General features: G+C 44.5%; 12 protein-coding genes. 9 read left to right on the forward strand and 3 right to left on the reverse strand.

The features are described from left to right. Positions 1-12 precede the first annotated feature (12 nt). Entirely contained in the window at positions 13-1,488 is a 1,476-nt protein-coding gene (locus H8S84_RS16025; protein ID WP_187068391.1) for a hypothetical protein, read from the reverse strand. 337 nt (positions 1,489-1,825) lie between these two features. Here H8S84_RS16025 and H8S84_RS16030 point away from each other — a divergent pair, with 337 nt between their 5' ends. From H8S84_RS16030 to H8S84_RS16050, 5 genes are all read left to right on the forward strand, one after another. Continuing rightward, on the forward strand, positions 1,826-2,005 hold the full coding sequence (locus tag H8S84_RS16030) for a hypothetical protein (protein ID WP_187068392.1): 180 nt from the start codon (positions 1,826-1,828) through the stop codon (positions 2,003-2,005). 103 nt (positions 2,006-2,108) lie between these two features. Then, entirely contained in the window at positions 2,109-3,791 is a 1,683-nt protein-coding gene (locus H8S84_RS16035; RefSeq protein ID WP_230407219.1) for an ABC transporter substrate-binding protein, read from the forward strand. Between the two features lie 9 nt (positions 3,792-3,800). Further along, positions 3,801-5,177: an ABC transporter permease gene (locus H8S84_RS16040; protein ID WP_187068394.1), complete on the forward strand. Its 1,377-nt coding sequence runs from the start codon at positions 3,801-3,803 to the stop codon at positions 5,175-5,177. Then, positions 5,174-6,256, forward strand: a complete 1,083-nt coding sequence (locus H8S84_RS16045; RefSeq protein ID WP_187068395.1) for an ABC transporter permease — start codon at positions 5,174-5,176, stop codon at positions 6,254-6,256. Before H8S84_RS16040 ends, H8S84_RS16045 begins: the two co-directional genes overlap by 4 nt. 234 nt (positions 6,257-6,490) lie before the next feature. Further along, positions 6,491-6,757 carry a hypothetical protein gene (locus H8S84_RS16050; protein ID WP_187068396.1) on the forward strand — a complete coding sequence of 89 codons (267 nt, stop codon included), beginning with the start codon at positions 6,491-6,493 and terminating at the stop codon, positions 6,755-6,757. A gap of 71 nt (positions 6,758-6,828) precedes the next feature. Here the strand turns inward: H8S84_RS16050 and H8S84_RS16055 are convergent, their stop codons facing one another. Continuing rightward, the gene (locus H8S84_RS16055) at positions 6,829-7,290 is read right to left on the reverse strand and encodes an STAS/SEC14 domain-containing protein (protein ID WP_187068397.1); all 462 of its coding nucleotides are present in this window, start codon (positions 7,288-7,290) and stop codon (positions 6,829-6,831) included. A 271-nt stretch (positions 7,291-7,561) separates the two neighbouring features. Between H8S84_RS16055 and H8S84_RS16060 the strand changes: the two genes are divergently transcribed. Both H8S84_RS16060 and H8S84_RS16065 read left to right on the forward strand, forming a co-directional pair. After that, entirely contained in the window at positions 7,562-8,038 is a 477-nt protein-coding gene (locus H8S84_RS16060) for a LexA family protein (protein ID WP_187068398.1), read from the forward strand. Beyond that, the gene (locus H8S84_RS16065) at positions 8,035-9,297 is read left to right on the forward strand and encodes a Y-family DNA polymerase (protein WP_187068399.1); all 1,263 of its coding nucleotides are present in this window, start codon (positions 8,035-8,037) and stop codon (positions 9,295-9,297) included. Before H8S84_RS16060 ends, H8S84_RS16065 begins: the two co-directional genes overlap by 4 nt. A 204-nt stretch (positions 9,298-9,501) precedes the next feature. On the opposite strand, the gene H8S84_RS16070 is transcribed toward H8S84_RS16065, so the two are convergent. Then, a complete protein-coding gene (locus H8S84_RS16070; RefSeq protein WP_187068400.1) occupies positions 9,502-11,637 on the reverse strand; it encodes an elongation factor G in 2,136 nt (711 codons plus the stop codon). A gap of 349 nt (positions 11,638-11,986) precedes the next feature. On the opposite strand from H8S84_RS16070, the gene H8S84_RS16075 reads away from it, so the two are divergent. Both H8S84_RS16075 and H8S84_RS16080 read left to right on the forward strand, forming a co-directional pair. After that, complete coding sequence (locus H8S84_RS16075) at positions 11,987-12,826, forward strand: universal stress protein (protein WP_187068401.1); 840 nt, start codon at positions 11,987-11,989, stop codon at positions 12,824-12,826. A 6-nt stretch (positions 12,827-12,832) separates the two neighbouring features. Further along, positions 12,833-14,281 carry a porin gene (locus H8S84_RS16080; RefSeq protein ID WP_230407220.1) on the forward strand — a complete coding sequence of 483 codons (1,449 nt, stop codon included), beginning with the start codon at positions 12,833-12,835 and terminating at the stop codon, positions 14,279-14,281. The last annotated feature ends 191 nt before the right edge of the window (positions 14,282-14,472 follow it).

The raw sequence follows: 14,472 nt of genomic DNA on the forward strand, positions 1-14,472 counted from the left end.
GTATGCACAAAATTAATACCTCTGCTGTAGCACTTCCAGGATCAACTCCCACAAATGCTCATAAGGAACAATTTCAATTTCTGCGTAAGCATCTCCCGGTGTTGGAGAGTCGATTAATTTCTCCATGTGCTTTCTACCTTTCTTCCGAATACTGTCTGCCTCAAAATCTTCTGTTACAGCTAGTATAAGCAACTTTAAGAATAGCTTACTTCTAAGACTAAACGTATCTTTCAGGTGGGTATGAATATATTTCTTTAGGCTCTCGATGCGGTACAAAAGAGCTTCTATATCCTTTCGTTTAAGGAAGTAAAAGAACTGAAGTATAAGTATGGCTACATTGAATCCCTGTTTGTCTTTACTGTATTCTGGCAGTGAGAGTAAGTATGGGTTAGTAATATGATTTTGTTTTGAGCTATCATCAACAATAGATAAGTAAGCCTGATAAAGCTGCCAGCGTTCTTTGGCAGCGGCAGATAACTTTGCATAAAATGTATTACTGAACACTTTATGCAACAACGTTCCTGCCAATTCATATTTCTTGGAATGTATTGCCAACAAGAAATAATTTTCCAAGTATGCAAACCAGTTATGAGAGTTCTGACTGAACTCTTCCAAGAACTTCTCGGCGTAGACAAGTCCTTTATCATACTTAGCTGCCTTTAAGTGCGCGTAAACCAGCACATATTTATTGTAGCTTGCATCGAATCTTTGGGCGCAAACCTCTCCGCTCTCAAGTAACTTTTCCGATAACACCGTTAGCTCAACTATTTTTGCGAAGTCGCCTATCAACTCATTATACCAAATATGTGCTTTGTAGTAGGCGCTAAACGCATCAAAAGTCCGGCTGCTCTTCCAAAGCATTTCCAGTTTATCAAGATCTTTTTCAAGCTGGGGTAAGTACTCTCTCCTCGACTTTACTGATTTATTTAACCTGATTCGGATAAGTAAAAATAGGTTCACAGCCTCACTTTCATATGCTTTTTTCAGCATTAAAGTATCCAATTGTCGCTTGTTGGCTGTAAAGCTTTTGTAAGCTCCCAGTTCAGAGTTACAGAACAGCAGAATTTCTAAGGCTGCAATTTTAAAATTGGTAAAGTCGAACTCAGTGGCAATGTTTAGCACCTTTTTCGCATTCAGCTCTGCTAACTTATAGTCTGCCTGCTTTAAAAAGAGATTGGCATGGTGCAGTAACATGTAACATTCCTGCTCACCTTGTATAAAAGGCTTTACTTTTAGCTTCTGATAATTTACTAGAAACAGGTTATTATAAAATTTCTTTTTTATCCTGTGTTTTAGCATCTTGTACCTAACATCGTTAGGGTTGGAATTGTAGAGTTCAAAAGCCGCCTCTTCATCTGTATCATAGCTTTTGTGCAGCAGCTTCTCCACGAAAAAGCCCTCTTTACCTTTTAAATCTTTATCAGGTAAGGAGCTGGAAGGGCTGTTACAGAATGTTACCATTCTTGAAAGTGATATCAGTTCATTCATGGGCTACAGTATAGTAGAGCTAATTATTAAGGTTATGCAGCAACAAGATGTATTCAAAACTAAAGTTACCTTTTATGTGCTTTCTTCATAAAATTTCAGAAAGTAAGTGAGTAGATTTACGGTTCACCTTACCATTAAGCTATGTTACTTTTGCGACTCTTTGATCTATCAAAAATATAAAGCCATATAACTTTATCAAATATTAAGAGTTGACAATATAATAAAATGCAGAGATATATCAATAAATATCAAGTTACTTTTCAAATAAAACTTTCATTTAAAATAACATTTATGTAATACATATTTGCAATACCATAACTTAAAAACCTGAAAAATTATGTTATCTACTATCATTGCAATAATCATCACCCTAGCGACTGGTACAGCTCCTGCTCAGCCTGCACCACAAACTTCTACAACACCTTCAACTGAGACAAAAGAGAAGGATAAGCCAAAAACTTCTACAGATCCTGCATTAGGAACATTTGGAGGTACAGGACAGTGGGTAGGTCAGTGATTTACCATCTATAGTAAATTTTCTCTATCTTGTCCTCAGTTAAATAGTACCGTTAAGGATCAATATTTAAATGAGGAAAGCCAGCTTACTTTTACCTATTCTTTTGCTTTTTCTTTGCTTCTGCAGCCAACCGCAACAGGAGCTGAACGAAGTAAAAGTTAGATTTCCATTAGAACCGGAAACCATCAGCCCAGTTAATTATGCTGATGCTGAGTCACTGCAGATTATAAACCTGCTGTTTCAAAGCCTTTTAGTAGTTGATTTAGAAGAAGATAAGCTGAAGCCAGCGTTAGTAACTGCCATGCCCGAAATGGTTAGGCAGGACTCACTAACGCTGTTTACTTATGAGATAAGAGATGAAGCCGCCTGGTCTGACGGGTCTCCTGTAACAGCAGACGACATTGCCTTTACACTAAAGGTACTAAAGGCACCTTTAGTGAACAATGAGCGTGTTAAGCCTCAGGTCGAGTTTATTCGTGACATAAGGCTCGATAAAACTAACCCCAGAAAGTTTACTTTCGTCTGCGACGGGTATGCTCCAGAAATGGAGCTCCTGACCGGAGATTTCTTTATACTTCCATCGTACCTGTTCGATCCGCAAGGGCTACTTAAATCGATACAGGTGGCGGAGCTAAGCGACGATCTTTCCGAGCTTGAGAACAATGAGAACCTGAAGGCTTTTGCTCAGGAGTTTAACGCTATAAACTTTAAGAGCGGCAAAGCCTTTTTACAGGGTAGCGGCGGTTACCTTCTTGATGCTTATTTGCCTAACCAGCACATTGTGCTAAAGCGAAAGCAGAACTGGTGGGGTAATAATTTAGACCAGGCTCACTTAACGGCACATCCTGATGTTATAAGCTTTCATGTTATCCCGGATAACACCACAGCTTTACTTGCCTTAAAAAACAAACAGCTAGATGTGTTGGACAACATCTCTGCTGCTGAATTCGATCACCTAAAATCTGACAAAAACTTTAAGAACGATTTTACGCTTCATACCCCTGATGCCTACGAATGTACTTATGCAGGTATAAACAGCCGCTTACCTAAGTTCTCGGATAAACGCACAAGGCAGGCTATTGCTCATTTGCTCGATGTAAGCGGTATGATCAAGGCATCACAGCAGAACTATGCTACTCCAACTGCAAGTATCATCCCTCCCTCTATCAACGAGTATTACAACACCAACCTCAAACCAAGAAGCTACAATCTATCGGAGGCCAAAGCACTGTTGAACGCTGCAGGCTGGAAACAGGAACAGGACGGTTGGTACAAGACCATCAACGGCAAAAGAACGAAACTTACCATCGATGTAATTTACAGGGCTGGCAATAGCAATTTCGAAAATGCAGCCCTTATCTTTCAGCAAACTGCTTCCAAAGCTGGCATTCCTGTTACCGTACAGGCTATGGAAGCCAACCTGCTTAGCCAGAAATCTAAGGCGCATGAATTTGATATGTTTTTCCGCTCTCTTTCAGGCAATCCGTTTGTGTTTAACTTTCAGGGATTGCTGAGCACGTCTGCAGGCGAGTTGGGTGGGCCTAATTATACTGGGTTCGGCAATGAGCAAAGCGATAAATTGTTAGACGCCATTAATACCGCCGATACACCGGAAAAGAAAGCACAGCGTCTAAAGCAACTCCAGACCATGCTGCACGACGATGCCGCATTTATTCCATTATACTATCAGAAAGAAAGAATAGCCATCAACAAACGCTTCGACAACGCCAAAATATCAGGACTCTCTCCTAATTATGATGTTAGCGCGTTTACCCTGAAAAACTAACGGCACCCCATGCTGCAGTATACCCTTAAGCGTTTCCTGCTGTCTTTGCCTGCGCTCTGGCTGCTGGTAACGCTTGTATTTTTACTCAGCAGGCTCTTAACAGGAGTACCCGGTGAAGAGCAAATCTTACAGGATAGCGGCGGATTCTACAGCAAAAGTAGCACAGGAAGCAGAGAGCAGGCTTACTTGAGTTACCTGGAGCGTACCGGGCAAAACCTTCCGCTTTTTTACTTTTCGGTGCAGGCAAGCCCGGAGCCAGATACACTGCACCTGGTTTATCCAGCACATCACAGAACTTTCCTGAAGCAGCTTTACTGGCAATACGGCAATCCTGAAGCCGTAAATGCATATTATCAAAGTATAAAAGAACTGGAACTGGCACCATCTGCAGCGCAGTATGAAGGCTTACAATTATATATTGACAGACTATATCAGGCTACCGAACCAGCAAGTATAAAACAAACGTTGGCCGCTTTGCCGGTACGTATACCTGCCCCGCTTGTATCAGAGCTCAAGGCTAAGGCCGCTGGCTTAACGCAGAAACAACAGGCTTATGCTTACCTGCTCCCCTCCTTACGCTGGCATGGCACCCAAAATCAGTACCATACCTGGTTTGTTAATGTGTTGCAAGGCGACCTCGGTACTTCTTTCCGCGACAATCGGCCTGTTAGTTCTATACTTTACGAGGCTGTGGCAAACACCTGGTGGTTAATACTAATCAGTATACTTGTTGCCTTTATTGTCTCTTTTGAACTGGGGATGCTGCTTGTAATGCCTCAAAGTATAAAGCTTCGCAAGCTGTTGCTTCCCGCACTTTTTATCATCGATAGCATTCCGCTGTTCCTGCTGGCTTTGCTCCTGCTCATACTTTTGGCTACACCGTCCTTTTTGCAACTGTTCCCGGTATTCGGTTTGGGGTACCACAGGATGTCTGGCGGTTCATGGGTAGAGCAGCTTACAGTAGTTTCGCAGTACATGGCGCTGCCAGCTATCTGCCTTATACTTGGCAACATCCCATACTTAACCAACCTTATTTACCGATCCTTTTCTGAAGAAAGCAAGAAGGAGTACGCCAGAACTGCCAGGGCAAAAGGCTTTTCTGAACGCCAGGTTATCCGGAAACAACTGCTGCGCAACACGCTACTACCTACCATTACCGTAGTTTCAGATGCATTGCCAGCTCTTGTGGCAGGGGCTGTGGTAGTAGAAACTATATTTGCCATTCCAGGAGTGGGGCGTTTGTTAGTAGATGCCGTTTTAGCAAGAGATTATCCTATCATAGTTGCTGTTGTACTGGTGGTGGCAGCTTTCCGGGTAGTTTTATACTTACTGGCCGATGTTTGCTACAGTATTGCCGATCCACGCATTAAGCATGCTGCCTCATGATACAGTTGTTAAACGACATCAGACAGCTCAGCCAGCAAAAATCAGCTTTTAAAATAGCTATACTTTACCTATTACTGTTGCTGGTATTTATACTTGTGTTGCCTATACTTCCAATGGCCTATGGCCCAAATGAACTGGATCTACAGTATACGTTTGCAGGCCCTTTTACCAGCGGAACCGATGGCTTGCACTGGCTGGGAACAGATGCTCTGGGCCGTGACGTGTTATCCAACACACTTTATGGTGCACGTTCTGCGCTGCTCATCAGTGTGCAAGTAATGCTATTCGCTACAGGGTTGGGGCTGCTACTTGGTATGAGCGCAGGTTATTTGGGGAATAACGGCCTTAAAATAAGTCGGGCTGCCTTACCTGTAACATTGCTGGCGCTGTTTGTTTTCTTTTATTATGGTGTATATGTGCCGTATAGTCTTGCGAAGACAGCTCTGCCTCTAAAGTATACTTGGTTTAGTTTGCTGCTGCTCTTATTCCTACTTCTGTTTTTATACAGGCTGCTGTTACCTCTCTTAAAAAAATGGCACGTTGCTGCAGTAACTTCCAGTTTGCCACTGGACTACATAGTGCTTCGCTTGACCGAGGCTTTTACAAGTATACCCAGGCTGCTGCTTATACTTGCGCTGGCTTCTTTCATGCAGCCATCGGTGCTGTTACTTTCTGTAATTTTTGCTGCCACCTTCTGGCCCTCCAGTGCCCGTCTGGCAAGGGCAGAAATGTTAAAGATAAAGCAATTACCATATTTCGAAGCTGCACAAAGTCTTGGCGTTACCCCGTTGCACCTACTCACCAAACATGCTATGCCTAACATGCTGGGCCCTATTATTGTAACGTTTACTTTTGGCGTAGCGGACCTTTTGGCCTTAGAATCCACATTATCTTTCTTAGGGATAGGTGTTCCGGGTACTTTTGTGAGTTGGGGCAGAACTATTGCTGGTATCCGTACCAATACGTCTGCGTGGTGGCTGGTAGTTTTTCCTGGTGCTGCACTTGCCACTACTGTTTGGGCTTTACAGACAGTTAGTTTTCATCTTTTAAATTACTTTGAAGAAAGAAAACAACTCTAGTGCATGTTACTTTTTATCACTTTTCATCCCCGGTTTACTACTTCCTTATTTCACTGCTTCTCTCTCTAAAACTGTGTTATGAGCAGTTTAGCATGCGTTTTATTTCCTGATTACGGCATTATCATGCAGCATACCGCACAAATGCAATGTTACTTTGCAAGGTTAAATTTCCTGTTTACTAACGTATCTACCTGTTATTATTGTATCGAATAAGAACCCCAAACCCATCGACACATGAACTGTACTGTAAACCCTTTACCCAAGCGTGGGACAGACAAGCGCTACAGCAAAGCTTGTCTTAACCTGTCCTCACCGGCTAAGAAAACAAATCTGCAGGAAGAAGAAGTCTTTGATTTTTCTACAATTGATGGCGGTGTCATTACTTACAATGCAGGAACAAAGGCTATCAGTAACGGAGCCGGAATCTTTATTGGTGATTATTTTGTAGGCATGAGCGATAACTATCACTCTATTAGCAACATGCCTTTCGTGCGTTACTAACTTTAAATTTTGAGTACTAATACCCTATAATATTATTGGTTAGTTAATTTTAATTTGTTGGTTGTTTGTGTTTAGATTAAGCTGAATGCCCTGCAGTCCCCCCTGTAGGGCATTTGCTCTTTTAAGGGTTCCGTCGTAAACAACCACTCCATAGCATCCTCCTTGTCTCTAAATGTTTTCATTCCGAACCGATACTGATGCTCCTGGTTAATGGCACTGATGATACCACTAACTATATGTTGCTGAATATCGGTGGGGCATGCCAGGCGGGCAAATCTTTTTATACTTGTGCTACCTAGCAGGGGCATATAAAATGCCCTGATCCAGGTTTCATCAGTTGCTTTGGCTGCTCTTGAGAGTCTCTCATCCACTAAAAAGTAGTTGATTTCTTTTTCCTTAAGTATGGCAGCTACTTCTTGCAGGCTCTCCTGTAACTCTGAGGCAGAGACAGAACCATGCCACACAACTTCTAACAGGCTTAAGGCCTCCAGGTATCTATAAGTATAAAGCTGCTCTTCTTTTATAAGTTGCATATACTGTTATAACATAACAAGTTAGTTCATACGGATTTAAAGCAGGCTACTGTGGTCTGTTTACACAAAATAAAAGTGCATTAACGGAGAAATCAGCTTCTTTTAAAGCTTTTGTGGCAAATGCAGTTCCTCTTCCTCCCTCTAAATGCTGCAGCACTCCATATTATCATCAAACAAATCGCGGCAATAACAGTATATGTTTACTAAATATATTAGCATTAAATATATAAAATGATTTATATTGCACTTGTTATACTAACAAATTTAGCACATGATACTGGAGACTGTAATGCGGAATATCAATGGCACTGTTTTCGGGAAAGCCTATTTTCCTGATATGCAGGATGCAACAGAGTTTGCTTTATTTGGAGATAAAGTGGCATGTGGCTTCCCCTCCCCTGCTGCAGACTACATTGAGGAAACAATTAACCTGAACAGGCACCTTATCCGAAACCCATCTTCTACTTACTTTATAAAAGCCAGCGGAGAGTCTATGCAGGAAGCCAGCATCCGGGATACCGACCTGCTGATAGTAGATAAATCGATAAAAGTGAAGAACGGCTATCCCATTGTTTGCTGGCTTAACGGTGGGTTTACCATTAAAACCTACCGAAAGGAAAAAGACAAAGTATACCTGGAGCCGGCCAACCCCAGTTACCAGAAAATAGAGCTAACCGAGGGTATGGACTTTACTTTCTGGGGAGTGGTATCTTATTCTATCCATAACTGCCTACCTAGCCTGCCATGATCGCTTTAGTAGATTGCAACAACTTTTACGCCTCCTGCGAACGCGTTTTTAACCCTGCCATCAGAAACAAACCGGTAGTAGTGCTTAGTAACAACGATGGCTGCGTAATTGCCCGCTCTGCAGAGTCGAAGGCGCTGGGGATAAAAATGGGTGAACCGCACTTTATGATCAAAGAGCAGGTAAAGCAGCATGGCATAGAGGTGTTTAGTAGCAACTATACATTGTATGGCGACATGAGCAACCGGGTAATGAAAACACTGGCAGAATTTACTCCTAACCTCGAAGTATACAGCATAGACGAGTCGTTTCTGGACCTGGGACACTTCTTCGGCAAAGACCTGCAAACCTATGCCTGGGAGATAAAGAACACCGTGCTTAACTGGACGGGCATACCCGTGGGAGTTGGCGTAGCTAAAACAAAAACACTGGCTAAGATTGCTAACCGGCTGGCCAAGAAAAGTAGTAAGGCTAATGGCGTGCTGGTGCTACAGGAGCCGGAGCATGTAAAAGCTGCTCTGGAAAGAACAGAAGTAGAGGATATATGGGGCATTGGCAAGCAAAATGCCAGACTTTTAAAGCATCATAACATCAACACAGCATACGACTTAACTCAACAAAACGACAGCTGGGTAAAGAAGAACCTGACTATTGTAGGCCTAAGGCTGGTAAAGGAACTGCGCGGCGAGCCTTGCCTGCAGTTAGAGGAAGTAGACCCTCCCAAAAAGAACATCTGCACCTCCCGTAGCTTTGGCACCCCTGTTAAATCGTTGTGCGGTCTGGAGGAGGCAACTGCCCTGTATGCAGCCAAATGTGCATACAAGCTAAGGCAGCAAGGCAGCTGCGCCAGTGCCATTACGGTGTTCATCACTACCAACACTTTTGCCAACACAAAGCAGTACTACAATTCCAGAACCATACAGGTACCCACTCCCATTAACAGCGATCTGCACCTGATCCATTATGCCAGCATAGTGCTTAAAAGCATTTATGTAGAAGGGTACATTTACAAAAAGTGTGGTGTGATTGTGTCGGGTTTGGTACCTGAAAATACGATGCAGTTAGGTTTATTTGATGGGGCTGACACCGGCAAGCACCGCGACCTGATGCATGCACTCGATGGCCTGAACAAGAAGTATGGGCAAGCTATGGTAAAATCGGCAGCACAAGGCTCAAGTAAAGCAGAGTGGCTGCTGAAACGAGAGTACATCTCGCCGTGCTACACTACCAAATTAAGTGATGTGCCTGTGGCAAGGCTGTAAGCTAACACGTAAGCAGCAGCTTAAAAACAGTGCCTGCCACAGTGTTTTACACAAACACCTCAGCAGGCGCTGTTCAACTATAAACTTGTGATAATACTTACTAAGCCTAAGTTGCGAATTCTAAAATGCCAGGCAAGTATAAACCCACCCCTAACCCCTCCGAGGAGGGGTTAGGGGTGGGTTTATTGCAACTTGAGTTAAATATCAATGGGCTTCTGCCAACTCTGCTTTGCTGTACTCTTCGCTCACACGCTTCTGCAGATCCGTAGAAACAGGGGCATAGTCGGAGAAGTGGCTGCGCACAATGGCACGGCCCTGGCTAAGACTTCGCAGCGAGGTTTGCAGCTTATCCAGTTCGGCTAATGGAACGCGTGCCTTTATCACCTGGTTGTCGCCTTCCATTTCCATGTTCATGATCACGCCTCGCTTTATCTGCAGCTCCGTCATCACATCACCCATCAGCTCTGACGGCACCAGAACCTCTACCTCAAACACAGGCTCCAGCAACTGAGGTCCGGCCTGCAAAAAGGCTTCTCTGAAGGCCATCATACCGGCAATTTTAAAGGAGATATCGTTGCTATCTACAGGGTGCATTTTACCGTCGAACACGCTAACCCGCACATCACGCACATAAGAACCGGTAAGCGGCCCCTGCGCCATTTTTTCCATCACACCTTTCATGATAGACGGCAGGAAGCGGGCATCAATCACACCACCCACAATACAGTTGTTAAACACCAGCTTACCACCCCAAGGCAGGTCCACTGTTTCGGAGTCGCGCACTGGGTGCTCGCTTAAAGGCGGCATGCCTTCGTAATAGGCCTCTACTTTCATAGACACCTCGCCAAACTGCCCTGCACCACCCGACTGCTTTTTATGGCGATAAGTCGCATTGGCAGCGCCCTGTATGGTTTCGCGGTACGGGATCTTCACCTTCTGGAATTCTGCCTGTAGCTTATAGATGTTCTCCAGGCGCCATTTCGTTACGGCCAGGTGCAGCTCGCCTTGGGTAGAAAGTATAAGCTGCTTCAGTTCCTGGTTATATTCTATACTTACTGTCGGGTCTTCGATGTGAATCTCATTCAGCACCTCGCTAAGCTTTTCGTCGTCCTGCTTGTTAACAGCCGAGATCGCCACACGCAGCTTCGGATCCGGGAAGTCTATAGGCCTGATGTTGCCAACTGCTCCCTTTCCGTTTAAAGTATGGTTGGTGTATGTATTCTTAAGCTTTAAGGTGCAGCCGATGTCACCCGCTTTCAAATTTTCTACTGCATTTCGCTTTTTACCGTCAGCTATAAACAACTGGCTGATGCGCTCTACGGTGGAAGTTCTCTCATTTACCAGCTCCATACCCACCGACACCTCTCCAGACAGCACCTTAAAGAAGGACAACCTTCCCAAGCCAGGTTCTACTAGTGTTTTAAAGAAGAACAGCCTGGTTGGCCCATTAGGATCGCAGGGTACAGCCTCACCATCCTCAGTTTCCTCGGCTGGCATTTCGATGGCAGAAGGTGCCACGTTGTCGATAAAGCCCATCATACGACCGGAGCCCATGTCCTTTTTAGCCGACAGGCAGAATACCGGGAACACCTCGTGCTTCATCATGCCTATTTTCAGGCCCTGCCGCATTTCGTCTTCGTCCAGTGTGCCTTTTTCAAAATACTGCTCCATCAGCCCCTCGTCGTTCTCTGCCGCTTTTTCTACCAACTCATTATGCAGCGCATCAGCTCTTTCTCTTTCACTGTCAGGTATCGGTAATTTTTCCGGCTTGCCACCTTCCTCCGGAAACTTATACATCACCATCTTCAGCAGGTCTATAATACTATCAAAGCCTGACCCCGTGTTAAGCGGGTACTGCATGACGGTAACTGCTGAGCCAAAGTATGATTTTGCCTCTTCTATAGTACGGTTAAAACTAGCTCTGTCAGAATCCAGCTGGTTCACGGCCAGAATAGTGGGCTTGTTATACTTATCCACGTAGTTCCAGAGCAATTCTGTACCTACCTCTATCCCGTTCTGCGCATTCAGCAAAAGTACAGCCGTATCGCATACCCTGATAGAAGTAATCACCTCACCGATGAAATCATCTAAACCAGGCGTATCGATGATGTTGATCTTGTAGTCGCGCCACTCTGTGTGCAGCGAGGTGGCATAAACAGAACTTCCCCGGTCATGCTCTACTTCGTGGTAGTCCGACACGGTGTTGTTCTCCTCTACCGTACCTCGCCGGTGCACAATGCCGGCTTCATACAGCATAGTTTCGGCAAGTGTGGTCTTGCCGCTTTTCGCGGGGCCAATCAGCACCACGTTTTTAATGTGCTTTTCGTCATACGTTCTCATATGGGCAGAATTCTGATGGTTAGCTTATCTATTTATCAATGTATGTTAAAGACAGGAATAAGCCAATGGTATAGCATTAAGAGCCAACACGTTGGAATAGTTAGTAGAATTATTAGTTATGCGAAAAGTAGAGTGAAAAGGTTATCCAAAAAATGACTAAAGTCCTAATATTTTACAGTATTATACTTTGCTAAAGACAACCGCTGTTACAGGCATACATGTATAGGCTTCCTTAAAAACAGAAAATACCTTGTGTAACAAAAGTTACTGAACCGGAGATTGGGGTTGGTCATCTTTACACCACAAACAGATCACCAACTATAAACAGACCAACACTAAGGTTAAAAAAATGAAAAAGCTAAACGTAATGGTACCCGTAGACTTTACACCGGTATCTTTTAAAGCAATAGAACTCCTGGGATTCCTGATGGATAAAACACCCATCGACACACAACTGGTACATGTAATCCAGGTAAACGCCGCAGACTGGGCAGGTACCAGCGAGTCTTCAGAAACCATAGACAAAGAAGAGATAAAGGCACAGGAGCAGAAGGCAACTCAAGCATTCGCAGAACTCAGAAAACACGTAGACTTTACTTTTACCACCGAAATACTGTACGGCGGCCTCACCACCTCGCTTGCCAAATATGCAGACCAAAACCAGCCAGATCTGGTGATTATGGGTACTGAGGGTGCAGACGGATGGTACGAGAAAATATCCGGATCAGAGGCACAGCATGTGGTGCGGCATACACATGTACCTGTAATTACGGTTCATCAGCATGCATCCATTACAGATGTACATAACATACTTTGGGTGGCAGACTTTGAGGCTGAAAAACAACCGGCGCAAAGTATATCTACCATCAAAACACTGCAGCAACTTTTCGGGGCCAAGTTGCATCTGCTGCAGATCGTTGAGAAAGAAGACAAGCTTAAGGAGCAGCGGATACTGGAAAGTATGGAAAAGTTTGCCAATGAACTACAGCTGCAAAATTATGAACTGTACCTCCGCCGCGATTACAAAGTGCCGGCAGGTGTGAGAAACTTTAACCAGGAAACAGAGATGGACCTGGTCGTGATTGGCACGCATGCCCGCAAAGGCTTTAGCCACATCTTCTACGGAAGTATAGCCGAGACGCTGGTTAACCATTGCATACGACCGCTGCTGACCTACCATTTAAACTAAAAGATCATGAATCGGGCGGCTCTGGCTGCCCACAATTTTTACCTCAACATGCGTAGTACATTTGTACTGGCAGTTTCGCTTACAGCTCTGCTATGGAGTGGCGAGGCTACCGGTCAGGATCATCATACCAATATACAGCACAGTACAGAAGCCAGTGCCGATACAGTAAAAGTAACAACTGTAAAAGAGTTATTCACAAAAGGAGAAGTAGAAGGCCATGTGCGCAACTACTTTATGGCTACCTGGAACCACCGTTCCCTTTCCGATAACTATGCCAACGCGATTGGCGCTGAAATAGCTTATAAAACCGCTACATTTCATGGTTTCCGGATGGGTTTTGCAGGACTGTTTACCTATAACCTGTTTTCTTCCAACATTAACGAACGGGACCCCATTTCTGAAAAACACCCCAAACTGGAGCTGGAGCTGTTTGATATTGAAGACCCGGAAAACAAAGCAGATCTGGACCGGCTGGATGAGTTATACTTGGAGTACAGCTCTGATTGGTTGAAGGCAAAAGCTGGCCGTTTCAGTTTTACCTCTCCCCTTATGAACCCGCAGGACACCCGCATGAAACCTTATTCGTTTCAGGGTATACAGGTACAGGTACCCCTACAGCAAAAGGGTATACTCACGTTAGCCTGGTTCGATCATTTTTCGCCCAGAAGTACAGTGGAGTGGTTTAAGGCAGGCGAGGCCATTGGCATTTTCTCACTGGGTATTGATGCAAACGGTGATCCATCGGGGTACCCACACCACACACAAACCAGGGGGGTAGCCGTAGCAGGTTTACAGTTTAAGCAAAGTACACGCCTAAGCACAGACTTCTGGAACTACTGGATCGAAAACGTTTCCAACAACAGCTATGGCCATGCCGTGCTGGAAGTGGCGCCCCGGGTTAAAGTTGGTGTGGAAGGGCTGTACCAGTTTCGGGTGGGCAACGGCGGAAATCCAGAAACAAAACTGGCATACTTCCCGGACCAGCAGCAGTGGTTGGCGGGCGGCATGCTGGCTTACGAGCCTGTAAACTGGCACCTGTCTCTAAACTACCTGCACACAGCCGGAGAAGGGCGCTTTCTTTTCCCTAGAGAATGGGGCCGTGAGCAGTTTTTTGCAACGCTTTCGAGGGGCCGAATGGAAGGAACAGGAAAGTCTGATATGGTAGTGGCCAAAGTGAGAAAGCAGTGGTCTGGCAGGTTCTCGTCAGAGGCAGCTGTTGCCAAAGCGTGGCTACCTGGTGCACAAGACTATCGCTACAACAAGTATGGCGCAACTTCATATCTGGGATGGGTGGCAGACTTAAACTATAAACCAGCCAACCCGGTACTAAACGGCCTTAGTTTCAGATTGCTGTACATCGGAAGAGTATCGCCAGGCTCAGATATGCCTTTGAAGGACATGTATTACAACACCAACTTCCATAATATAAACTTTGTAACACAGCTTACTTTTTAAGTCTACTTCCTCCGGTTTAGGTCTGACTTACCCAATTACTGACATATATCATCACATTTTATATTGCTTTAGCACAAAACTAAACGTATAACCCTTTCTACCTGAGCTGTTTAAACTGGAAGAACATACCTACTCCGGATGTACCGGAACCTGATATTAAAAGGTATCGTGTAGACATATGGCTTGTGTGA

It is taken from the genome of Pontibacter cellulosilyticus (assembly GCF_014306105.1).
GTDB lineage: Bacteria > Bacteroidota > Bacteroidia > Cytophagales > Hymenobacteraceae > Pontibacter > Pontibacter cellulosilyticus.

Bases quoted from the DNA above. Each gene is read 5' to 3' on its own strand.
- H8S84_RS16065 (WP_187068399.1), top strand. From the start codon at position 8,035: ATGATCGCTTTAGTAGATTGCAACAACTTTTACGCCTCCTGCGAACGC.
- H8S84_RS16045 (WP_187068395.1), top strand. From the start codon at position 5,174: ATGATACAGTTGTTAAACGACATCAGACAGCTCAGCCAGCAAAAATCA.
- H8S84_RS16040 (WP_187068394.1), top strand. From the start codon at position 3,801: ATGCTGCAGTATACCCTTAAGCGTTTCCTGCTGTCTTTGCCTGCGCTC.
- H8S84_RS16030 (WP_187068392.1), top strand. From the start codon at position 1,826: ATGTTATCTACTATCATTGCAATAATCATCACCCTAGCGACTGGTACA.
- H8S84_RS16060 (WP_187068398.1), top strand. From the start codon at position 7,562: ATGATACTGGAGACTGTAATGCGGAATATCAATGGCACTGTTTTCGGG.
- H8S84_RS16055 (WP_187068397.1), bottom strand. From the start codon at position 7,290: ATGCAACTTATAAAAGAAGAGCAGCTTTATACTTATAGATACCTGGAG.
- H8S84_RS16050 (WP_187068396.1), top strand. From the start codon at position 6,491: ATGAACTGTACTGTAAACCCTTTACCCAAGCGTGGGACAGACAAGCGC.
- H8S84_RS16075 (WP_187068401.1), top strand. From the start codon at position 11,987: ATGAAAAAGCTAAACGTAATGGTACCCGTAGACTTTACACCGGTATCT.
- H8S84_RS16025 (WP_187068391.1), bottom strand. From the start codon at position 1,488: ATGAATGAACTGATATCACTTTCAAGAATGGTAACATTCTGTAACAGC.
- H8S84_RS16080 (WP_230407220.1), top strand. From the start codon at position 12,833: ATGAATCGGGCGGCTCTGGCTGCCCACAATTTTTACCTCAACATGCGT.
- H8S84_RS16070 (WP_187068400.1), bottom strand. From the start codon at position 11,637: ATGAGAACGTATGACGAAAAGCACATTAAAAACGTGGTGCTGATTGGC.